Source organism: Sphingomonas sp. PP-CE-3G-477, assembly GCF_003050745.1.
Taxonomy (GTDB): domain Bacteria; phylum Pseudomonadota; class Alphaproteobacteria; order Sphingomonadales; family Sphingomonadaceae; genus Sphingomonas.
On sequence record NZ_QAOF01000005.1, the window covers coordinates 47999 to 68270 of the forward strand.

Genomic DNA, 20272 nt, shown 5'->3' on the forward strand with positions numbered 1-20272 from the left:
CGGGGGAGGATCGAGGAAGCTGCGCTGGCATGACGGCCGCCGCTTATGGTAGCGCGCGGCATGCTCGACACGCCTGCCATCGACCCCGGGACCGGTCACGACACCGACCAGCGCTTTGGTCTTGCGCGGCGCGTCACCTTGCCGGGGCCGCTGCGGCTAGACGGCGGCGTGCTGCTGTCGCCGGTCGATATCGCGTACGAGACCTACGGGACGCTCAACGCCGACGCTTCGAACGCCATCCTGATCTGCCACGCGCTGACTGGCGACCAGCACGTCGCCTCGCACCACCCGCGTACCGGCAAGCCCGGCTGGTGGACGCGCATGGTCGGCGAAGGCAAGCCGATCGACCCTGCGCGGCACTTCGTCGTCTGCGCCAACGTACTGGGCAGTTGCATGGGAACGTCGGGGCCGGCGACGATCAACCCGGCGACCGGGCGGCCGTGGGCGATGAGTTTCCCGGTCATCACGATCCGCGACATGGTGCGTGCGCAGGCGATGCTGCTCGATCATCTCGGCGTCGGCGTGCTCCATGCGGTGGTCGGCGGATCGATGGGCGGGATGCAGGCGCTGAGCTGGCCCGCGACCTTCCCCGATCGTGTGAAGGCCTGCGTCGTGATCGCCTCGACCGCGCGGCATACCGCGCAGAACATCGCGTTCCACGAGGTCGGGCGGCAGGCGGTGATGGCTGATCCGAACTGGCGTGGCGGCGAGTATCACGACGATGCGGCACCTACTGCGGGGCTCGCGGTGGCGCGAATGGCGGCGCACATCACGTATCTGTCGGAGGCGGGGCTGACCGAGAAGTTCGGGCGTCGGCTTCAGGCGCGCGACGCGAAATCGTTCGGGTTCGACGCCGATTTTCAGGTCGAGAGCTATCTGCGCCACCAGGGGCTCGCCTTCACCGACCGGTTCGATGCGAACTCGTACCTCTACATCACGCGGGCGATGGATTATTTCGATCTGGCCGAAGAGCATGGCGGGCTGCTCGCCAATGCGTTTCGCGCCACCAAATCGCGGTTCTGCCTCGTGAGCTTCGACACCGACTGGCTCTATCCGACCGCCGAATCGCGCGCGATCGTTCAGGCGCTCAACGCAGCCGGCGCGCCGGTCAGCTTCGTCGAGCTGTCGAGCCCGTATGGCCATGACGCGTTCCTGCTGGAGGCGCCGGACCTCAACCGGGTCGTCGACGGCTTCCTGAGGGCCGGCCGATGACTATCATCCTGTCCGACGACGCGAGCAAGTTGCAGGTCGACCGAATCCACGGCTGGCTTGCGAGCAGCTATTGGTCACCGGGGATCGAGCGCGGTCTGGTCGAGCGCGCAATTGCCGGGTCGCATTGTCTCGGCGCGTACGAGAACGAACAGCAGGTCGGGTTCGCGCGGATGATTACGGATCACGCCACGTTTGCGTGGCTGGCGGACGTGTGGGTCGAGGAGTCCGTACGCGGGCAGGGGCTCGGGCGGCGGATGGTAAGTTGGTTCCTGGAGCATCCCTCGTTTGCCGGGTTACGCAGGTTCGGGCTCGTCACCGCCGACGCGCACGGCGTGTATGCCGACCTCGGCTTCCATCCGCTGGTTCGTGCCAATCGCTACATGGAGAGGCTCGCGCCGGGCCTCGCCGAGCAATTGCGGAGCGCGCCATGACGGCCCCTGAGACATTGCGGACCGATCTCGCCGTCATCGCGGAGAACGTCGCGCAGGGTAGTCGCGTGCTCGACATCGGTTGCGGCGATGGCGCGTTGATGGCCGCACTCCGCGACACGCGCGATGTCGATGCACGCGGGCTGGAGATTGACGCGCACAACGTGGCGTCGGCGGTCGCCCGCGGGCTGTCGGTGATTCAGGGCGATGCGGATATCGACCTTGCCGGCTATCCCGACGCCAGCTTCGACTACGCGATCCTCAGCCAGACGTTGCAGACCGCCCGCGCGCCCGATCTGGTGCTCGATCATCTGCTGCGGATCGGCCGGCGTGCGTTCGTCAGCTTTCCGAATTTTGCGCACTGGCGCGTGCGGTTGTCGCTACTCTGGGGAGGGCGGATGCCGGTGACGCGGCAGTTGCCTGAGAGCTGGTATGACACGCCCAACATCCACCACGTCACGATCGACGATTTCCGCGCCTTCGTGAAATCACGCGGGATCATCGTCGAGGATGCGTGGTTTCTGTCGGGCGACAAGCGCACCGGCGCGGGGGGGGCTAACCTGCTCGCCGAGCACGCGGTGTTCCTGCTGCGACGGTAATCGATTGCAGGAATTTGCAGGAATCAGGCCATATCGGGACAAGCGGTTGATCTAAATCACCGATTTGGCGGAACCGATCAGCGGGCGACTGGTTACTTCGCCGATGACCAAGACCGCCCTCATTGTCGAAGACGAAATCTTCGTCGCGCTCGACCTCGAGAGAATCCTCATGGATGCCGGCTACGGCGTCGCGGGGATCGCGGCGGATCGCGACAGCGCGATTGCGGCGGCACCGGGGTGCAACTTCGCGTTCGTCGACATCAATCTACGCGACGGACCGACCGGGCCCGAGATCGCCAAGCGTATGGCGCAGGATTACGGCGTAAAAGTCGTGTTCGTGACCGCCAACCCCGCGCAGATAGGCGATGCCGAGTGCCTTGGGTACATCCGCAAGCCGTTCAGCGACGCCGCGATCCTGGCCGCGGCCGCGCTGGCCTGCAACGACGATCCGATCGGCCATGACGACGTCATTCGCGTGGTCAGCGGCTGAACGCAGCCTTCGGGATCGTCAGGTCGACGATCAGGCCATCGTCGTTCCAGGTCCGGTTCACGCTGCCGCCTAACTGACGCACGGCGCTCATCTCGATCAACTGTGTACCGAAACCTGCTGGCGTCGTCGGCTTGGCGACGGACGGGCCACCCTGTTCGCACCAGTTCAAGCTCACCGTGTCGTCGTTCGCCGTGACGGCGATCCGAACCGTGCCGAGTTCGGTCGCAAGCGCGCCGTACTTCGTCGCGTTGGTGGCAAGCTCGTGGAACAACAAGGCGAGCGGCGTGGCCGAGCGATCGTCGATCTGAACGTCGTCGCCGGTGACGCTGAGACGTGCGCCGTCGATCCGCTGATACGGCTCGAACAACTCCCGCAGCAACCCATGCAGGCTGTTCTGCGCGGCCGCGGGACGCGAGTTGGCGCTGTGCGGACGGACGAAGTCGTGCGCGCGGCCGAGCGCGTTGATCCGATGGCGGAGATCGGTTGCGATCCCCGCGAACTCCGGCTTGCCCCGTGCGGAAAACGCGATCAGGCCGGCGATCACCGCGAAGATGTTCTTGATGCGGTGGCTCAGCTCCTGGCTGATGATCTCGCGTTCTTCATAGGCAAGCTTCTGTTCGTGGATGTCGGTGCACGTCCCGAACCAGCGCGTAATTGCGCCGCTTTCGTCGCGGACCGGTAGCGCACGGCCCAGCACCCATCGATACGTCCCGTCGAAATGCCGCAGCCGATATTCGATGTTGTACGGCTCGCCGGTATCGAGCGACTGGCGCCAGATCGCCCAGGCGCGATCCTGATCGTCGGGATGGAACATGTCGTTCCAGCCTTCGCCATCGGTCGTTCCCGCGGGAGCACCGGTGAACTCGTACCAGCGCGCGTTATAGTAATCGTGGAAGCCGTCGGGCAACGTCGACCACACCATCTGTGGCATGGTGTCGGCGAGCGTGCGGAACTTCAGGTCGCTCGCCTCGAGCGTACGCCGCGCCTCGGCCTCTGCCATCGCCTGTTCGCGCGCGGAGCGGCGGTCGTCGAGCCGGCCCATCGCTGCCTTGGCGAGCAACGTGAGGCCATCGCGCTGGAACCGGGTCAGGCCTTCGCGAGGCGCGCTCGCTAAAACGCAGAGCGCCCCCAGCGGCACGCCCTCGCTGGAGACGAGCGGCGCGCCGGCGTAGAACCGGACATACGGCTCGCCCGTCACCAGCGGGTTGTCGACGAAACGCGGGTCGGCCTGCGCGTCGGGCACTTCCATCACCTCGTGATGGTGCATAGCATGCGCACAGAACGACATGCTGCGCGGGGTCTGCTCCAGGTCGAACCCGGTCCGCGCCAGGAAACGCTGATATTCCTCCTCGACCAGGCTCAGCAACGCGACCGGGGCGCCGCAGAGCTCGGCTGCGAACGCCACGATGTCGTCGAGCTGGCCCTTCGCGCGCGCGCCGGCAACGTCGTAGGCCGAGATCACGCGGGAGCGCTCGGCCTCGTCGAACGTGGCGGTATTGGGAACGGAATACAGCGTCGTCACGGCAATCAGAACGGCACGTCGTCGTCGAGATCGTCCGAGAAGCCGCCGGTCTGGCCGAAGCTGCCGCCGCGGGCGCCGCCACCGCCGCCCGAGGGTGCGCTACCGCCGCGACCACCACCGCCGCCGTAACCGCCGCCGCCGCCCGACGAACCACCGCCGAAGTCGTTGCCGCCACCGCCGCCGGCCCAGTCGTCGCCACCGCCGCGGCTACCACCGCCGCCTGCGCCGCCGTTCGGGCCGTCGAGCATCGTCAGCACGCTGTTGAAGCCCTGCAGCACGATCTCGGTCGAATACTTGTCCTGGCCCTGCGCGTCCTGCCACTTCCGGGTCTGGAGCGCGCCCTCGATATAGACCTTCGAGCCCTTGCGGAGATACTTTTCGGCGACGTTCGCGAGACCTTCGTTGAAGATCGCGACCGAATGCCATTCGGTCTTTTCCTTGCGCTCGCCCGACATCTTGTCCTTCCAGGACTCGGATGTCGCGATGCGCAGGTTGACGACCTTGCCGCCGTTCTGGAACGCCTTGCTCTCCGGGTCGCGACCCAGATTGCCGACGATGATGACCTTGTTGACGCTGCCTGCCATGATGCCCCTCAGAGGCCGGCGAACACCGCCAGCCAGTATGTAATGCCAGCCATGATGTAGGCGGCGGCGAACAAATAGCCAACCATGAACGCCGGCCATTTCCAGCCATTCGTCTCGCGACGCGTGACGGCGATTGTCGAAATGCACTGCGGTGCGAACACAAACCACATCAGGAAGGCGAGCGCGGTCGGCAGGCTCCAGCGACCGCGGAGGTTCTCGACCATCGCCTTGCCGCCCTGGTTGCTGTCGGGATCGTCGATCGCGTAGACGGTGCCGATCGCCGCGACCGCGACTTCGCGCGCGGCCATCGCCGGGATCAGCGCGAGGACGATGTCGCGGTTGAAGCCGATCGGCGCGAATATCGGCGCGATGCCGTTGGCGATCCGGCCCGCGACCGAATAATCGACCGCCGAGATCTTCGGTGCACCGGCGGGCTGCTCGGGCGGCTTGGGGAAGCTCAGCAGCACCCACAGGATGATCGTCGAGGTCAGGATGATGCCGCCGGCGCGCTTCAGGAAGATCTGCGCGCGGCTCCACAGGCCGATGCCGACGTCGCGCCACTGCGGCCATTGGTATTTCGGCATCTCCATCATGAAGCCCGACGACACGCCCTTGGTCACCGTCCGGCGCAGCACCAGCGCGGCGACGAACGCGCCGACGATGCCCATCACGTACAGGCCGAGCATCACCAGCCCCTGCAACCCGACGAACGGCAGCACCTGCGTGTTGGGGATGAACGCGCCGATGATCAGCGTGTAGACCGGCAGCCGCGCGGAGCACGTCATCAGCGGCGCGATCAGGATCGTCGTCAGCCGGTCCTTCTCGTCGTCGATCGTCCGCGTCGCCATGATGCCGGGGATCGCGCAGGCGAAGCTCGACAGCAAAGGAATGAACGCGCGGCCGGACAGCCCGACGCTTGCCATCACGCGGTCCATCAGGAACGCCGCGCGGACCATGTAGCCGCTCGCCTCGAGCACGAGGATGAAGAGGAACAAGATCAGGATCTGCGGCAGGAACACGATCACCGCACCGACGCCTTTGATCACGCCATCGACCAGCAGCGAGCAGAGCAGCGACTCGGGCATTTCGGCGGTCAGGAACCCCTGCAACGCGGTGAAGCCCGCATCGATCGCGTCCATGAACGGCTGCGCCCAGCTGAACACCGCCTGGAACATCAGGAACATGATCGCGAGCAGCAGGATCGGGCCAGCCACAGGATGCAGCGCGACCGCGTCGAGCACGTGCGTCCAGCGGCGGACCTGCGTCTCGGATACGGTCGCGGACGTCGCGATCTGGCGCGCGCGACGCTGGAGCGTGACGATGTCGTCCTGCACGCTGCCGTCGGATTTGCGGAGCCGCATCGGACCGTTGACGACGATGCTTGAGAGCGTCGCCTTCAGTTCGTCGAGGCCACGCTTGCGCACCGCGACGGTCGGGATCACCGGCACGCCGAGTTCGCGTTCGAGCACCTTGGGGTCGAGCTTCAGGCCGTCGCGCTCGGCGAGATCGACCATGTTGAGCGCGACCACGACCGGCAGGCCGAGCGCGATCAGCTGGAGCGTGAAGCGCAGGTGGTTATCGAGATTGGCGGCGTCGACGACTACGACCAGCGCGTCGGGAAGACGCTCGCCGTCCTGCGTGCCGGTGACGACGTCGCGCGTCACGCGCTCGTCGGGGGAGGAGGGTTCGAGACTGTAGGCGCCGGGCAGGTCGACCAGCTCTACGGGCCGGCCGTCGTCGAGCATCAGCCGCCCGACCTTCCGCTCGACCGTGACGCCCGGATAGTTGCCGACCTTCTGGCGCGCACCCGTGAGCGCGTTGAACAGCGCGCTCTTGCCGGCATTGGGATTGCCGACCAGCGCAACCAGCGGTGCTGCGTTCATTCTAAAGGATTATTCGGCCGCGGCCGGCATTGGCGAGACGTGGATCGCGCCCGCGACCGCACGGCGGAGCGCGACGGTCATCCGGCCGATGCGACAGGCGATCGGACCTTGGCCGAGCGTCGCACGGTGCAGGACCTCGACATCGACACCCTCGTCGAAGCCCAGTTCGCGCAGCCGACGCGCCTCGGGCCCAGCGAGCCGCGCCCATTCGATCGCGGCGACAATCGCATGCTGCTTGCGAGGCAGCGTTTCGAGGCTGACGGAACGATCGGGGCAAGTGTCCATGATGCGACTGATTATCAGTAACCCCGGTCGAAGGAAAGCCCTAACCGCGGTTAGTTACTACCGCCTCCACGTCGCGCCATACGGACGAAACTTAGAGGACAGAGTTACTTAGCGGACCGTTCCCGACTTCAGGCGGTCGGATAGCGCAGTCGGCCGACGAATCGCGACAGGCTGAAACCGTGCTCGGTGCGCTTGAGGAACCCGGCCTTGGCCTTCTCGAACTGCATGATCCCGTCGATGCGACGACCGAGGAACGCGCGGGTGTCGGCGAGGCCTTCGCTCTCGTCGTCGAGGAAGACCGTGATCGTCGACGCGTACACGCCGAGCAGGATCGTCCGCTTGGTGTAGTAATTATAGTCGGTCGCCACATCGCCAGCGGCACGCCAGATCGTGTCGACCGTCCGCCAGCCGAGCCGCGTCGCCTTCGCCAGATTCTGCGGGAGTGCGAGAATCGCCAGCGCACGCCGCAGCGATTCGCGATCGATCGACGTCGCGTCGAGCCGTGCCTCGACCAGCGCGGTGATCTTCTCGCGGACCTTCATCAGCGCGAGCCGCTCGGGCGGGACCGTGGTCAGCATCACGCCGTCGATATGTGCGAACCACGCGTCGATCATGTCGACCGGCCCCTCCTTGAACGCGAGCGCGGCGATGTCGGTGTCGATCCCCTCGGCCTGCGCGGCCATATCGCGCGCGGCGTCGCTCCAGCCGTCGAACGCCGCGTTGGCGGCGATGCCGGGCGCCAGCAGGGCGCGGATTTCGTCAAGCGTAAGGTCCTGGGTCATACCGTCTCCTGCCGTCCAAAATCAGGCGTATCAAGCGTGTCTTCAAGGGGTGGCGACACTTCCGGGGGAGGTCCTCGGCGGACGAGCACCAGTGCGACCGCCACCATCACGACACCGACCAGATCCGCCGCACCGAGCCGCTCGCCATAGACGAGCCAACCTACGATACCGGCGACTACCGGCTGGATCAGCAGCGCGATCCCGATGACCAGCGGCGTGAAGCGGCCGAGCGCATAGATCATCAACCCCTGGCCGAGCACCTGGCTGCAAAGGGCAAGCCCGATCAGCGGCCCCCAATGCGTCGGCATCACGCGCTCACCCATCGCCAGCGCGAATACGAGCATCGGCACGATCCCCGCCAGCGTCGCCAGCGTCAGCGCGGACATCGGCGCCAGCGTCGCCCGTGCCCGCGCCATCAGGACGAAATAGACGGTGTAGAGCAGCCCCGCGAGCAGGCAGAACAGATCGCCCGCCAGGTTCTTCGCATCGAGCTGATACGAGCGCCCGAGCAGCAACGCGCCGCCCGCCGCCGCCAACGCCAGCGCGAACCCTTGCGTTCGCGTAGGCCAGCTGCGCGCGATCAGGAACCCGTAGATCGGGAAGATCAGTGTCGCGACGTTGCCGAACAGCGTCGCATTGGCGAGCGTGGTGCGCAGGATCCCGAGATGCCAGGTGCCGAGATCGGCGGCGAAGCACACCCCGCCCGCGAGCAGACCCGCCCACAATTTCCACCCGAGCCGCATCGGTCGCGCGCCCTGCTGGACCGCGAGCGCGATCAGAAACGGCACCGCCAGCGTGAGGCGCCAGAACCCCGCGGCTACCGGCCCGACCTCGGTCGCGCGGACGAACCACGGCCCGAACGCCAGCGCGACGTTCGCCACCACCAACGCCGCGAAGGCGATAAGTCCCGGCGCGGCAACACTTTGCGCGGTTGGCATAAAACCGGCCGGCGTCAAACCGTGCGGCGTATCGGGCACGCTAGATAATCTTTGCGGGTCGGGGCGATGCATGCCGCCCTGTAGCCTCCTATCTTCCGCCCGTCAGGCCAATAAGGAGCCCCCATGCCTAGCCTATTCGATCCGATTACCCTTGGTGCCGTCGAAGCGCCGAACCGCATCATCATGGCGCCGCTCACCCGCGGGCGTGCCGACAGGGATGCGGTGCCGACCGACATCATGGTCGAGTATTACACGCAGCGTGCGAGCGCCGGCCTGATCATCTCGGAAGCCACCGGCATCAGCCGCGAAGGCCTCGGCTGGCCGTTCGCGCCGGGTCTGTGGACGGACGCACAGGTTGCCGCTTGGAAGCCCGTCACCGACTCGGTCCACGCCGCTGGCGGCCGGATCGTCGCGCAGCTGTGGCACATGGGTCGCCAGGGCCATTCGTCGGTGTACGAGACGCAGCCAGTGTCGTCGTCGGCAACCGCGACCGAAGGCCAGGCGCACACCTTCGAGGGCAAGAAGGATTTCGAGGTCGCGCGTCCGCTCGAGACCAACGAGATTCCGCGCCTGCTGAACGACTATGAGCTGGCAACGAAGAACGCACTCGCGGCCGGCTTCGACGGCGTGCAGATCCACGCGGCCAATGGCTATCTGATCGACCAGTTCCTGCGCGACAACGCCAATTTCCGCACCGACGAATATGGCGGCTCGATCGAGAACCGCGTCCGCCTGCTCCGCGAAGTCGCCGAGCGCGTGATCTCGGTCGCCGGCGCCGATCGCGTCAGCGTCCGCCTGTCGCCCAACGGCGATTCGCAGGGTGTCGACGACAGCAACCCCGAGGCGCTGTTCACCGCCGCTGCCAAGGCGCTGTCGGACCTCGGCATCGCGTTCCTCGAACTGCGCGAGCCCGGCCCCGACGGCACCTTCGGCAAGACCGATGTGCCGAAGCTCAGCCCGGCGATCCGCAAGGTGTTCAACGGCGTGCTGATCGTCAACTCGGACTACACGACGGTCGAGGAGGCACAGGCCGAGCTCGACTCGGGCAATGCCGACGCGATCACCTTCGGTCGCACGTTCATCGCCAACCCCGACCTCCCCGAGCGCCTGCGCACCGGCGCACCGCTGGCGAAGGACGACGCGAAGACGTGGTACAGCCAGGGCCCCGAGGGCTACATCGACTACCCCGCGCTGGAAACCGCCAATGCCTAAGCTTGATCCTCCCCCGCAAGGGGGAGGTGGCAGGCGGCAGCCTGACGGAGGGGGAGGCACGCGCGAATCGTCGTTCGGTGTCCTCCCCCTCCGTCACCTTCGGCGACACCTCCCCCTGGCGGGGGAGGATCGCGAAGGGCTGCCTCTGGTCACCCGCGCCGCCATCGCTTAGCAGCGCGCTTCCGCGCTCTGTGTAGCGTACCGGTGACGACAGGATGTGCAATGACCGACGGCTGGCCGAGCGGCGGCAGGGGAACGGGGCCGCTCATGCCCGGCACCGCCGACCGGGCCGCAAAGCGCGCGGAGGAGCGTGCCAACGGCCGCGAGCAGCGGGCGAAGGAGCGGCTGGCCGCGTCCGAACAGCGATCCGAGTCGCGCGCTGCCCAGCGTGACCTTCAGTCCCAGGAACGCGAACGCGCCCGCGAAAGCCGGCGTATCGAAGAGGATGAGCGGATCAAGGCGCGGCTCGATGCGCCGCCGACCAACGATGTCGAGGCGTTGAAGATTTCCAAACGCCGCCGCTCGGGCGCGCTCGCGCGCAGCGGCGTGGAATCGAAGACCGACCGCGACACCCGTAGCTACAAGACGATCGTCGACACCGCGCGGATCCGCACGCTCGCCGATCGCGGCGCGTCGGTGTCGGGGCTCGCCGGCGCGTTCGGTATCACGATCGAAGAGGTAGAGGCGGCGTTGCTGGAAACGGCCGTACCGGAGAAGGCCGCGCAGGACTGAAGCTGTCAGGCGTGGCGGTCGCCTGCAAGCCACGTCTTCGCCTCGTCGATATCGAGGAACGTGCGGCAATTCGGGGCCTTTAGATAGCGTTCGGTCTGGAGCTTCGCCAAATGAGACGCGACCACCGCGGCGATCGGTGCGGACGTCACCTTCAGCGCCTTGGGCATCATCGCTTCGAGCGCGTCTATGACCTTCAACGGCTGGATCGCCGCCTTGCGGAGATCGGCGAGCACGACGAACCGGCCGTGATACAGGCGCGCCGCCGTGCCGCGCGCGAGCAGTTCGGCGGAGAACGCCGCGGTCGTCGCGACCGACCAGAACCCCTCGGTGACGATAATGAGCGTCTTGGTCGGGGTGTCGAAGCTGATCGTGTACATGCCGCCGTCCGCTAGCATCGGCACCTTAACGATATGCTGTCGTTCACTTTAATCGGTCCCCGGCAGGTCGACATGGAGCCGCCGAAAGCGCGCCTCGACCAGACTGTACGCACCGAACAGTGCCAGACCGATCCCGGTCAGCGCGAGCAGCCACTTGCCGCCGGGTTGCGATTGCAGCCGCTCCAGCGCCTCCGCCACGCCGCCCGCGTCGCTCGCATGCGCGGTCCACGCAGCGAGTCCGAACAGTCCCGCGACGATCAGGAACACCAGCGCGCGCGCGCCGTAGCCGATCCGGCCCATCGTGCAGACATAGCCGGGCGCGGGGGCATCGCCGCGCAGGTCGTGGATGAAGTCGCCGCGCCACGCCTTTTGCGCCTGCTGGAACGCGGCGACCAGCACGCCGACCGCGACCGCGCCGACCAGCACACGCCCGGCCGGCTGATCGAGCAGCAATGCGGTCCAGTCGCGGGCGCTCTCGTCGCCGGGCGAGACGGCGATCTTCCCCTTGCCCAGATCGAGCGCGAGCCGCGTCGCGGTCCAGGCCAGGATCAGATGCGCGATGCCGCTGACGATGTGACCGATCCGCTTGAGGCTGCCCTTGGCATCGCGGGTGATCTGCTCAGGGTTTGCCGCGGCCTCGGTCAGGCGCCAGATCGCATAGCCGAGCAGCCCCGCCGCGACGATCGCCAGCAGCACCGGGCCGAGCGGTCCGCCCGCCATCGATCCGATCGCGCCCTGGTTGTCGGCGATCTCGCCACCGTGCAGCGCCGCGTCGACTGCGAACCAGCCGACGAGGATATACACGACGCCGCGCGCGGCAAAGCCGAGCTTGGCGAGCCACGTCGCATTCGCATCCGAGATCATGATAGCCCCCTTGTTACGCAGGCATAACGGTGCGCGACGTGGGACGTTCCTGCGCAGGGGCGGGCGAGGCGGTCGAGGCCGCGACTGTCTTCAGGGTGCACGACCGACTATTCGGTAAGCGAGCCGCTATTTGTCGAATGCGGACATCATCGATCCTCCCCCGTCAGGAGGACGATCGTAGGTTGGACGTTGGTTCGGTCTGGCGCTCGCAAGGGGAGGGATCCGCAGCGGCCGTCGGCAAGACGAGGGCGAGGTTATTCCTCGAACGTGTCGGAGGTGGAATCGAGCCGCGCGCCATCCAGCGTCTTCTCGATCCTAGTCTTCGCAGCCGCGTCGGCCGCCTTCTCGGCCACCGTCCGCCCGAACAGCCTGCGGTTTTGATCCGCGCGCACCGATGCCTCGTCTCGCGCGCGCTGCTTCCGGACGAGTCGCAGGTTGATCACGTCACCCACGCCCTGTTCTCCGCGCCCGCCAGTCGGCGGCGCTCTGGCCCCAATCGTCCACCGGCAGCGCTTCGAGCGGCGGGGGGAGTTTCGTTCGGCCGCGGTTGGTCGACCCGAGCCGTTGCGCGAGCGCGATCGACTCCACGTTGTCGGGTGCGATGGTGTGGATGATGTCAGTCCAGCCGAGCACATCCACCGCATAGTCAATCGTCGCCGACGCAGCCTCGCCTGCGAACCCGCGACCGGCGAACTGCGATGCCAGTCCCCAACCTATTTCCGTCCCCGGCCAGTCTTCGGGCTGCCAAGGACCGACGCGGCCGATCCATTCGCCGGTATCGCGCAGCGTCACCCCGAACATCGAGAAGCCACGGATGCTCCACGCGCCCGCCATGGCGCACAGACCACGCCAGGCGACGCTGCGCGACTGGACGCCGCCGAGATGACGCATCGTCACGGGATCGGTGTGGAACGCATACCAGGCTTCGGCATCCTCCGGTCCCAAGGGCCGGAGCAACAGGCGCTCCGTCAGGAGCACCGGCGCGGTCATGCGATGAAGCGGTCCTTGAGCGCCAGCATCGCCAGCGCCGCCTTGGCTGCACCGCCACCCTTGTCGCCTTCGGTGGGCTTTGCGCGCGTGAGAGCCTGCGCCTCGTTCTCGGTGGTCAGGATGCCGTTGCCGATGGGCAGGCCGTCCATCGTCAGCTGCATGATCCCGCGTGCGCTCTCACCCGCGACGATCTCGAAATGATAGGTCTCGCCGCGGATCACGACGCCAAGCGCGACATAGGCGTCGAACGTCTCACTCTCGGCTGCCAGCGCGATCGCGCCGGGAACTTCGAGCGCGCCGGGCACGGTGATCGTCTCGTGCGTATGGCCGGCGGCTTCGATCGCGGCCTTCGCACCCTCGACCAGGAGGTCGTTGAGGTGATCGTAGAACCGGGCTTCGACGATGAGGAGATGCGCCATCAGTTGCTCTTTTCCGTGTTCAGGGACGCGATCGGGCGCTCGCCGACGATCGACAGGCCATAGCCGTCGAGGCCGACCAGCGTGTGATGCGTGTTGGTGATCAGCACCATGTCGTGGACGCCGAGTTCGGTCAGGATCATCGCGCCGACGCCGTAGTCGCGCAGTTCCTCCATGTCCGGCGTGATCTCCGCGCCCGCCTTCTTCATCACCGCGGAGGTGAAGGTATTGCTGCGCGGACGGTTGATCACGACGATCACGCCCGCGCCCTCGTCCGCGATCATCTGCATCGAGCGCGCGAGGATACGGCCGCGATCGCCCGATTCGCCGAAGATGTCCGCGAACGGCGACAGCGCGTGCATGCGGACCAGCGTCGGCTTGGCGGGGTCGATCTTGCCCTTGACCAGCGCGACCTGCTCGGTGCCGGTCGCCTTGTTCCAGAACGTCAGCGCGCTCCAGTCGCCGCCCCATTCGGACGTGAACTTGGCCTCCGCGCGCTTTTCGACGAGGTGATCGTGGCGGCGGCGATAGGCGATCAGATCGCGAATCGTGCCGATCTTGACGTTGTGGAACTGCGCGAAGGTGACGAGGTCGTCCATCCGCGCCATCGTGCCGTCCTCGTTCATGATCTCGCAGATCACGCCCGAGGGATTGAGCCCGGCGAGCCGCGCGACGTCGACCGCTGCTTCGGTATGGCCGGCACGGATCAGCACGCCGCCGTCGCGTGCGACCAGCGGGAAGACGTGGCCGGGGGTGACGATGTCGGGCTTGCCCTTGGTCGCATCGACCGCGACCGCGATGGTGCGCGCGCGATCCGCCGCCGAGATGCCCGTCGTGACGCCTTCGAGCGCCTCGATCGACACGGTGAACGCGGTCTCGTGCCGGGTGCCGTTGTTGCGGCTCATCAGTTCGAGACCGAGTTCCTCGGTGCGATCCTTCGTCAGCGCGAGGCAGATCAGCCCGCGACCGAACTTCGCCATGAAGTTGATCTTCTCCGGCGTCGCCATTTGCGCGGGGATGACCAGGTCGCCCTCGTTCTCGCGATCCTCGTCGTCGACCAGAATGAACATCCGGCCGTTGCGCGCCTCGTCGATGATCTCTTCGGGGCTGGAGAGGTAACCGTGCTTGAGACGGCCCAATTCCGCGGTGCGTTCAGCTGGCTTTGACACGGTAATGCTCCATGCGTTGGAGATAGCGGGCGAGGACGTCGATCTCGATATTGACCGACTGCCCCATCTGGATCGTCCCGAGCGTGGTGACCGCCCAGGTATGCGGGATGATGTTGAGGCCGAACTCGACCTCTCCATCGATGTCTTGAACGCTGTTTACCGTAAGCGAAACGCCATCGACCGTCACCGAGCCCTTGAGTGCGATGAACGGCGCGATGTCTGCACCCGCGCGGATGGTGACGCGGTGCGAGCCGCCTTCCTCCGCCAATGCGACGACGGTGCCGAGCCCGTCGACATGGCCCGTGACGATATGGCCGCCGAGTTCGTCGCCGAGCTTCATCGCGCGTTCGAGGTTGAACTTGCGACCCTCGGTCCATTGGTCCTTGGCGGTACGGCTAATCGTCTCGCCCGAGACGTCGACCGCGAACCAGTTGGGGCCTTTGTCGACCACGGTCAGGCAGACGCCCGAGCAGGAGATCGACGCGCCGAGATCGACAGTGGCGGTATCATAGGCAGTGCTGACAACGACGCGAGTGTCGCCTGGCGACTCCACGGTTGTGACGGTGCCGATGTCGGTGACGATTCCGGTGAACATTATGCCTCGTTTCGTTCGCGCTCGTAGACCTCGAGCCGGTCCATGCCAAGTTGCCGCGCATCGACGATCGCCCACCCACCATGCGCTTTGGTCAGGTCCGTGAGGCCGATGTCGCGGAGTGCGGGCTTGCCGCCGCCGATCAGGATCGGCGCGCGGTAGAGTAGGAGCCGGTCGACCAGATCGGCCGCGAGGAACGCCGACGCTACAGCTGCGCCGCCTTCGACGAGGATATAGTCGACGTCCGGAAGCGTGGCGATGTCGTGCGGCGCGGCGATGACGGTCCAGCCAGGCACGTCTTGGACAGTCGAGGATAAAAGCACGCGCATCGGACCGCGAGCTTCCAGCCCTGGTAGCCGCACGTCGAGTCGCGGCGCATCGGCGTCATACGTGCCGCGACCGACGAGGATTGCCTCGTGCCGGCTCCGCTCGAGATGCGCGTGGGCGCGGGCTTGCGGGCCGGTGATCCAGCGACTCGCGCCGTCCGGCAGCGCGATGCAGCCGTCGAGCGATGTCGCGAGCTTCAGGGTGACGTGCGGACGGCCGAGCGCCTGCCGCGTCAGAAAGCCGGCCATCGAGCGTCTGGCTTCGTTCGCACGAAAACCGCGCGTCACCGCGATGCCAGCGGCCTCCAGCCGAGCAAACCCTTGCCCTGCCGTTCGTGGATCGGGATCTTCGAGGCCGGCAACGACACGCGCAACGCCTGCCTCGATCAGCAAGTCGCTGCATGCGGGTCCGCGCGGGGACTGATGCGCGCACGGTTCGAGTGTGACGTAGGCCGTAGCCCCTCGCGCTTCCGCACCGGCCTCGGCCAACCCCATCGCTTCGGCATGCGGACGTCCCCCCGCTTGCGTCCAGCCGCGCCCGACCACCTGGCCTTCGCGCACGATCACGCAGCCGACATTGGGGTTGGGCGCGGTCCGTCCTCGACCGCGCTCGGCCAGTGCCAGCGCGGCGCCCATCAAGCGCGCGTCCGCCTGGGTCAGATTCCCATGGCCTTCAGCTTGTCGTCGAGCCGCTTGAACGACGCGCGCTGTGCATCTTCGCGCGCCTTCTGCTCGGCGAGCGCCTTGGCCTTGATCGGCGCGTCGATCTTCTGCTGGGCGATGATCTGCGCATCGGTGCGATCCGCGGGCCACTGCTCGACGTAGATGATCTTCGGCCGGTATTCCTTCTCGACGTACGAATCCTTCATGAACGCGTAGATCAGGAAGCTGGTGACGCAGAGCGCCGCCACGAGAAAGATGAGCTCGTACGGCCGGCGCTGGCTGAGGAAGAGCCGCAGGTCGCGATAGGCGACGATCGGCGTGAAACGACTGAAAAAGCCCATGCGCGCCAAGATAGGGGGGCGGAGCCGGCTAGGCCAGCCCCGTACCTCTCAAGCTTCAGTTCTGGAGCACGAACGTCAGCGCCATCGATCGCCATGCCTCGACCGGAACGCCGTCACGTGTCGCCGGCTTGAACCGCCATTTCGCCAGCGCGCGATCGAGCGTCGCGCGATAGAAGGTGTCGGTGGTCGCGCTGACCCGCTCGACCTGTTTCACCCGGCCATCGACGCCGACCAGCACGCGCACCACGACCTTGCCCTCGCGTTCGGCGCGGCGTTCCTCGGACGGGTAACTCGGCTGGAAGTCGGCGGCGTAGCGCGGGTCGATGCCGGGCTGGACGAATACCGGTGCGGCTTTCGGCGGCTCGACCGCGACGGTGCCTGTTCCAGTGCCTTCGACCCCGATCGGCGGCGTATAGGGGATCGGATCGGGGGCGACCGTGAAGCCGTCGGTTTGCGGTATCTGCACTACCGTAATCGGCGCGTCGGGACGCGGGGCGGGGCGCTGCTGCTGGCGGACCAGAGGATCGGCGGGCGGCACCGGTTCGGGCGGTGGAGGCGGGGTGTACGGGACATAGGTGACGAGTGGCTTGTCGGGCTCGAACGGCAGCACGTTCGGCGCCGCGAAGAACAAGGCTCCGATCACCGCGCAGTTGATCGCCAGCGCGACGCCGAGGCTCCCGGGATTGAATCCGCCCGTCCGGTTCAGTCGATCCGCGTACATTACCGTCTCCTTCGCTTCTCCTCGAGGATGGCGGCGAGATAGGTACCGCCGGTTGGGATGGTACATCATTACATTTTGGGGGCAAGGGGGTTGGAGGGGCGGTGAGGGAATGTCTTGGGCGCTATTTTATCGACGTTTCGTCGGCGTCGAATACGATCGCGATTTGCTCGACCAGCCGGAATGGTTCGACGCACCAACCGATCAGGTTTGCAGCGTTCTCAGTCCCACCGCCACCACCCCGGCGGAGGCCGGGGTCCAATTGGGGGACATTGCTAACTGAAGCCGGCGCTACGTTACTGCGACCTTTCCAACTGGGCCCCGGCCTCCGCCGGGGTGGCGGCGGTGGGGAAGGTGGGAGGCTTCTTTCGGCCGCAGCCAACGTGACCGCCGGCAAAGTATAGTCCGTTGCGGTCAATTCCACCGCAGCCCGCCCTTCCTTGTTCTCCCGCGAAGGCGGGAGCCCAGACTGGACTCCCGCCTTCGCGGGAGAACATGCTTTTTCGGGCGACCTTCAGGAATGCCAGCTCAGCGCGCCGCCAACCGCTCCAAAGCCCGCTCGCGCCCGATCAGCGGCAGCAACGCCGCCATGTCCGGCCCATGATCGCGCCCGGTCAGCGCCAGCCGCAACGGCAGGAATAACGCCTTCCCCTTGCGCCCCGTCTCCGCCTTCAGCCGCGCCGTCAGCGCATGCCAAGGATCGGCCGACCAGTCGATCTCCCCAGCCGCCGCCAGCGCCTGATCGAGATACGCCGCGTCGATATCGCCCTCGACCGCAACCGGCCCCTCGATCACCCCCCACCAGTCCACCGCATCCGCGAGCGTCACCAGGTTCGGCTGCACCGCCTCCCAAGCCGCCACATCCATGCCCCCAGGCAACCGCTCGGCCACCGCCTCATACGGCAGCGCATGCAAAATCCGCGCGTTCAGCGCCGCCAGTTCCGCCTCGTCGAACCGCGCCGGCGCCCGCCCGAACCGCGCGAAGTCGAACCCCGCGATCAATGGCGCGGCGTCGGCGATCGGTTCGACCGGGTCGCTCGTCCCGATCCGCGCGAGCAGCGCACGCACCGCTTGCGGCTCGATCCCGACCTCGCGGAAATGATCGACGCCGAGCGACCCGAGCCGCTTCGAAAGTTTCCCCTCCGCCCCCGTCAGCAACGCCTCGTGCGCGAACCGCGGCGGCGTCACGCCCAACGCGGCGAACATCTGCAACTGCAGCGCGGTGTTCGACACATGATCCTCGCCGCGCACCACATGCGTCACGCCCATCTCGGCATCGTCGATCGCCGACGGGAGCATATACAGCCACGACCCGTCCGCGCGGCGGATGACCGGATCGCTCATCGTCTTCGCCTCGAAATGCGCCGCGCCGCGGATCAGGTCGTCCCACGCGATCGCCGAGTCGTGATCGAGCTTGAACCGCCAATATGGCTTTACACCGTCCGCTTCGAGCTTCGCCCGCGCGTCGTCGTCCAACGCCAGCGCCGCGCGGTCATAGATCGGCGGCAACCCGCGCCCGGCCTGGATCTTGCGCTTCAGGTCTAGCTCCTGCGTCGTCTCGTACGCGGGATACACGTGGCCGCTCGCGACCAGTGCCGCGAACCGCGCCTCGTACAGCGCGAACCGTGCCGACTGCCGCTCCTCCGCATCGGGCGTCATCCCGAGCCAGTCCAGATCGGCACGGATCGCGTCTACGAAGCGCTCTTCGCTGCGCTCGGGATCGGTATCGTCGATCCGCAGCACGAACTTCCCCCCATTGGCCCGCGCGAACATCCAGTTGTGGAGGGCGGTGCGGATGTTGCCGACGTGCAGTCGGCCGGTGGGCGAGGGGGCGAAACGGGTGATCACGGTCATGCCGCCGCTCTACGGAGCGGCACGCCCCCGGGCAAACGCTTCCACGCAACCCTTCCACCAGCGGAAAGCTGGGCCTAAGGGGTGCGCGTGATCGAGCGGGGAAGACTTTCATGAAACTGATGACCGGCAATTCGAACCTGCCACTCGCGCAGGAGATCTCCGCTTATCTCGAGATCCCGCTGACCGACGTCAGCGTGCGGCGGTTCGCGGACGAGGAGGTCTTCGTCGAGATCAACGAGAACGTCCGCGGCGAGGACGTGTTCGTGATCCAGTCGACCGGCTATCCCGCCAACGACAATCTCATGGAATTGCTGATCATGATCGACGCGCTCAAGCGTGCGTCGGCACGGCGCATCACCGCGGTGATCCCGTACATGGGCTACGCGCGGCAGGACCGGAAGCCAGGCCCGCGCACGCCGATTTCGGCCAAGCTGGTCGCGAACTTGATTACCGTCGCGGGCGCGAACCGGGTGCTGTCGGTCGACCTGCATGCGGGCCAGATCCAGGGCTTCTTCGATATCCCGACCGACAATCTCTACGCGGCGCCGGTGATGTCCGCAGATATCCTCGCGCGGTTCAAGGGCAAGAACTTGATGGTCGTATCGCCCGACGTCGGCGGCGTCGTTCGTGCGCGCGTGCTCGCCAAGCGACTCGACAACGCCCCGCTCGCGATCGTCGACAAGCGCCGCGAGCGTGCGGGCGAGTCGGAGGTGATGAACATCATCGGTGAAGTCGAGGGACGCTTCTGCATCCTGATCGACGACATCGTCGATTCGGCGGGCACGCTCTGCAACGCGGCCGCTGCGCTGAAGGAAGCGGGGGCAGAGGATGTCGTCGCCTATGTCACGCACGGTGTTCTCTCGGGTGGCGCGGTCGCCCGAGTCGAAGGCTCGGAACTGCGCGAGCTGGTGATCACCGACTCGATCGGCAATCACGAGGTGATCAAGGGTGCACACGGCAAGATTCGCCACCTCCAGATCGCGCCGCTGCTCGGCGAGGCGATCAAGCGGATTGCGGACGAGACGAGCGTATCAAGCTTGTTTGATTGACGGACGCAGGCGCGGCCAGCCCGCGCCGATGCTCGCATAGCGGGCAGCGTCAGACTCGGCCGGCGGTTCGGTAATGCCGAACCGACCGACGGCGGCTTTGCCGACGTGGTGCTACCGTTCGCAGTAAAACATGTTGAAGCAGTTTACGGTCGGCAAAGCCGCCGTCGGATGGGTTCGCCTTGGCGACCACCGGCCGAGCCTGCGATTGCGCACTGCTACGCGTGCGCACCGGCGTTGGCGTTGCCG

24 protein-coding genes are annotated in these 20272 nt (G+C 66.6%); 7 read left to right on the forward strand and 17 right to left on the reverse strand.

Annotation, left to right across the window (positions count from 1 at the left end; all coding sequences use genetic code 11):
• The first annotated feature begins 60 nt into the window (after positions 1-60).
• The 4 genes from C8J45_RS11455 (at position 61) to C8J45_RS11470 (ending at position 2729) form a co-directional block, all read left to right on the forward strand.
• Positions 61-1212 carry a homoserine O-acetyltransferase gene (locus C8J45_RS11455; RefSeq protein WP_107963528.1) on the forward strand — a complete coding sequence of 384 codons (1152 nt, stop codon included), beginning with the start codon at positions 61-63 and terminating at the stop codon, positions 1210-1212.
• Positions 1209-1643, forward strand: coding sequence for a GNAT family N-acetyltransferase (locus tag C8J45_RS11460; protein ID WP_107963349.1), 435 nt, complete (start codon positions 1209-1211; stop codon positions 1641-1643). The genes C8J45_RS11455 and C8J45_RS11460 overlap by 4 nt, the downstream gene beginning before the upstream one ends.
• On the forward strand, positions 1640-2239 hold the full coding sequence (gene metW / locus C8J45_RS11465) for a methionine biosynthesis protein MetW (protein WP_107963350.1): 600 nt from the start codon (positions 1640-1642) through the stop codon (positions 2237-2239). The genes C8J45_RS11460 and metW overlap by 4 nt, the downstream gene beginning before the upstream one ends.
• Positions 2240-2342: 103 nt before the next feature.
• Positions 2343-2729, forward strand: a complete 387-nt coding sequence (locus C8J45_RS11470; protein WP_107963351.1) for a response regulator — start codon at positions 2343-2345, stop codon at positions 2727-2729.
• On the opposite strand, the gene C8J45_RS11475 is transcribed toward C8J45_RS11470, so the two are convergent.
• The 6 genes from C8J45_RS11475 to C8J45_RS11500 all read right to left on the reverse strand — a co-directional run bounded on the left by C8J45_RS11475 (position 2719) and on the right by C8J45_RS11500 (position 8723).
• Positions 2719-4251 carry a sensor histidine kinase gene (locus C8J45_RS11475; protein ID WP_374956444.1) on the reverse strand — a complete coding sequence of 511 codons (1533 nt, stop codon included), beginning with the start codon at positions 4249-4251 and terminating at the stop codon, positions 2719-2721. The genes C8J45_RS11470 and C8J45_RS11475 overlap by 11 nt on opposite strands.
• Before the next feature lie 5 nt (positions 4252-4256).
• A complete protein-coding gene (gene ssb / locus C8J45_RS11480; RefSeq protein WP_107963352.1) occupies positions 4257-4835 on the reverse strand; it encodes a single-stranded DNA-binding protein in 579 nt (192 codons plus the stop codon).
• 8 nt (positions 4836-4843) lie between these two features.
• On the reverse strand, positions 4844-6718 hold the full coding sequence (locus C8J45_RS11485; RefSeq protein ID WP_107963353.1) for a ferrous iron transporter B: 1875 nt from the start codon (positions 6716-6718) through the stop codon (positions 4844-4846).
• 9 nt (positions 6719-6727) lie between these two features.
• Complete coding sequence (locus C8J45_RS11490) at positions 6728-7003, reverse strand: FeoA family protein (RefSeq protein WP_107963354.1); 276 nt, start codon at positions 7001-7003, stop codon at positions 6728-6730.
• A 128-nt stretch (positions 7004-7131) separates the two neighbouring features.
• On the reverse strand, positions 7132-7785 hold the full coding sequence (locus tag C8J45_RS11495) for a COQ9 family protein (protein ID WP_107963355.1): 654 nt from the start codon (positions 7783-7785) through the stop codon (positions 7132-7134).
• Entirely contained in the window at positions 7782-8723 is a 942-nt protein-coding gene (locus C8J45_RS11500; RefSeq protein WP_258191440.1) for a DMT family transporter, read from the reverse strand. The genes C8J45_RS11495 and C8J45_RS11500 overlap by 4 nt, the downstream gene beginning before the upstream one ends.
• Positions 8724-8846: 123 nt before the next feature.
• On the opposite strand from C8J45_RS11500, the gene C8J45_RS11505 reads away from it, so the two are divergent.
• On the forward strand, positions 8847-9935 hold the full coding sequence (locus tag C8J45_RS11505) for an alkene reductase (RefSeq protein WP_107963357.1): 1089 nt from the start codon (positions 8847-8849) through the stop codon (positions 9933-9935).
• Between the two features lie 222 nt (positions 9936-10157).
• Complete coding sequence (locus tag C8J45_RS11510) at positions 10158-10667, forward strand: hypothetical protein (protein ID WP_258191421.1); 510 nt, start codon at positions 10158-10160, stop codon at positions 10665-10667.
• A gap of 5 nt (positions 10668-10672) precedes the next feature.
• On the opposite strand, the gene C8J45_RS11515 is transcribed toward C8J45_RS11510, so the two are convergent.
• From C8J45_RS11515 to gltX, 11 genes are all read right to left on the reverse strand, one after another.
• Positions 10673-11068: a hypothetical protein gene (locus C8J45_RS11515; RefSeq protein WP_146168612.1), complete on the reverse strand. Its 396-nt coding sequence runs from the start codon at positions 11066-11068 to the stop codon at positions 10673-10675.
• A 24-nt stretch (positions 11069-11092) separates the two neighbouring features.
• Complete coding sequence (locus C8J45_RS11520; protein ID WP_107963359.1) at positions 11093-11908, reverse strand: DUF1206 domain-containing protein; 816 nt, start codon at positions 11906-11908, stop codon at positions 11093-11095.
• A gap of 254 nt (positions 11909-12162) precedes the next feature.
• Positions 12163-12360 (reverse strand): DUF4169 family protein, encoded by a 198-nt coding sequence (locus C8J45_RS11525; RefSeq protein ID WP_107963360.1) that lies wholly within the window; start codon positions 12358-12360, stop codon positions 12163-12165.
• Entirely contained in the window at positions 12353-12898 is a 546-nt protein-coding gene (locus tag C8J45_RS11530) for a GNAT family N-acetyltransferase (protein WP_107963361.1), read from the reverse strand. The genes C8J45_RS11525 and C8J45_RS11530 overlap by 8 nt, the downstream gene beginning before the upstream one ends.
• On the reverse strand, positions 12895-13317 hold the full coding sequence (gene ribH / locus C8J45_RS11535) for a 6,7-dimethyl-8-ribityllumazine synthase (protein ID WP_060526082.1): 423 nt from the start codon (positions 13315-13317) through the stop codon (positions 12895-12897). The genes C8J45_RS11530 and ribH overlap by 4 nt, the downstream gene beginning before the upstream one ends.
• Positions 13317-14483: a 3,4-dihydroxy-2-butanone-4-phosphate synthase gene (gene ribB, locus C8J45_RS11540; protein WP_107963362.1), complete on the reverse strand. Its 1167-nt coding sequence runs from the start codon at positions 14481-14483 to the stop codon at positions 13317-13319. Before ribB ends, ribH begins: the two co-directional genes overlap by 1 nt.
• Positions 14467-15078: a riboflavin synthase gene (locus tag C8J45_RS11545; protein ID WP_107963363.1), complete on the reverse strand. Its 612-nt coding sequence runs from the start codon at positions 15076-15078 to the stop codon at positions 14467-14469. The genes ribB and C8J45_RS11545 overlap by 17 nt, the downstream gene beginning before the upstream one ends.
• Positions 15078-16061: a bifunctional diaminohydroxyphosphoribosylaminopyrimidine deaminase/5-amino-6-(5-phosphoribosylamino)uracil reductase RibD gene (gene ribD / locus C8J45_RS11550; RefSeq protein WP_107963531.1), complete on the reverse strand. Its 984-nt coding sequence runs from the start codon at positions 16059-16061 to the stop codon at positions 15078-15080. Before ribD ends, C8J45_RS11545 begins: the two co-directional genes overlap by 1 nt.
• The gene (locus tag C8J45_RS11555) at positions 16058-16405 is read right to left on the reverse strand and encodes a hypothetical protein (RefSeq protein ID WP_056053696.1); all 348 of its coding nucleotides are present in this window, start codon (positions 16403-16405) and stop codon (positions 16058-16060) included. The genes ribD and C8J45_RS11555 overlap by 4 nt, the downstream gene beginning before the upstream one ends.
• Positions 16406-16460: 55 nt before the next feature.
• On the reverse strand, positions 16461-17126 hold the full coding sequence (locus tag C8J45_RS11560) for a TonB family protein (protein ID WP_107963364.1): 666 nt from the start codon (positions 17124-17126) through the stop codon (positions 16461-16463).
• Positions 17127-17651: 525 nt separating this feature from the next.
• On the reverse strand, positions 17652-18977 hold the full coding sequence (gltX, locus tag C8J45_RS11565; protein ID WP_107963365.1) for a glutamate--tRNA ligase: 1326 nt from the start codon (positions 18975-18977) through the stop codon (positions 17652-17654).
• A 110-nt stretch (positions 18978-19087) separates the two neighbouring features.
• Here gltX and C8J45_RS11570 point away from each other — a divergent pair, with 110 nt between their 5' ends.
• On the forward strand, positions 19088-20026 hold the full coding sequence (locus tag C8J45_RS11570) for a ribose-phosphate pyrophosphokinase (protein ID WP_055874773.1): 939 nt from the start codon (positions 19088-19090) through the stop codon (positions 20024-20026).
• Positions 20027-20272 lie beyond the last annotated feature (246 nt).

Coding starts and splice junctions, on each gene's coding strand:
- C8J45_RS11495 (WP_107963355.1), bottom strand. CDS start 7,785: ATGACCCAGGACCTTACGCTTGACGAAATCCGCGCCCTGCTGGCGCCC.
- C8J45_RS11520 (WP_107963359.1), bottom strand. CDS start 11,908: ATGATCTCGGATGCGAATGCGACGTGGCTCGCCAAGCTCGGCTTTGCC.
- metW (WP_107963350.1), top strand. CDS start 1,640: ATGACGGCCCCTGAGACATTGCGGACCGATCTCGCCGTCATCGCGGAG.
- C8J45_RS11510 (WP_258191421.1), top strand. CDS start 10,158: ATGACCGACGGCTGGCCGAGCGGCGGCAGGGGAACGGGGCCGCTCATG.
- C8J45_RS11505 (WP_107963357.1), top strand. CDS start 8,847: ATGCCTAGCCTATTCGATCCGATTACCCTTGGTGCCGTCGAAGCGCCG.
- C8J45_RS11500 (WP_258191440.1), bottom strand. CDS start 8,723: ATGCCAACCGCGCAAAGTGTTGCCGCGCCGGGACTTATCGCCTTCGCG.
- C8J45_RS11545 (WP_107963363.1), bottom strand. CDS start 15,078: ATGTTCACCGGAATCGTCACCGACATCGGCACCGTCACAACCGTGGAG.
- ribH (WP_060526082.1), bottom strand. CDS start 13,317: ATGGCGCATCTCCTCATCGTCGAAGCCCGGTTCTACGATCACCTCAAC.
- ssb (WP_107963352.1), bottom strand. CDS start 4,835: ATGGCAGGCAGCGTCAACAAGGTCATCATCGTCGGCAATCTGGGTCGC.
- C8J45_RS11490 (WP_107963354.1), bottom strand. CDS start 7,003: ATGGACACTTGCCCCGATCGTTCCGTCAGCCTCGAAACGCTGCCTCGC.
- C8J45_RS11560 (WP_107963364.1), bottom strand. CDS start 17,126: ATGTACGCGGATCGACTGAACCGGACGGGCGGATTCAATCCCGGGAGC.
- C8J45_RS11570 (WP_055874773.1), top strand. CDS start 19,088: ATGAAACTGATGACCGGCAATTCGAACCTGCCACTCGCGCAGGAGATC.
- C8J45_RS11460 (WP_107963349.1), top strand. CDS start 1,209: ATGACTATCATCCTGTCCGACGACGCGAGCAAGTTGCAGGTCGACCGA.
- C8J45_RS11555 (WP_056053696.1), bottom strand. CDS start 16,405: ATGGGCTTTTTCAGTCGTTTCACGCCGATCGTCGCCTATCGCGACCTG.
- C8J45_RS11455 (WP_107963528.1), top strand. CDS start 61: ATGCTCGACACGCCTGCCATCGACCCCGGGACCGGTCACGACACCGAC.
- gltX (WP_107963365.1), bottom strand. CDS start 18,977: ATGACCGTGATCACCCGTTTCGCCCCCTCGCCCACCGGCCGACTGCAC.
- C8J45_RS11530 (WP_107963361.1), bottom strand. CDS start 12,898: ATGACCGCGCCGGTGCTCCTGACGGAGCGCCTGTTGCTCCGGCCCTTG.
- C8J45_RS11470 (WP_107963351.1), top strand. CDS start 2,343: ATGACCAAGACCGCCCTCATTGTCGAAGACGAAATCTTCGTCGCGCTC.
- C8J45_RS11485 (WP_107963353.1), bottom strand. CDS start 6,718: ATGAACGCAGCACCGCTGGTTGCGCTGGTCGGCAATCCCAATGCCGGC.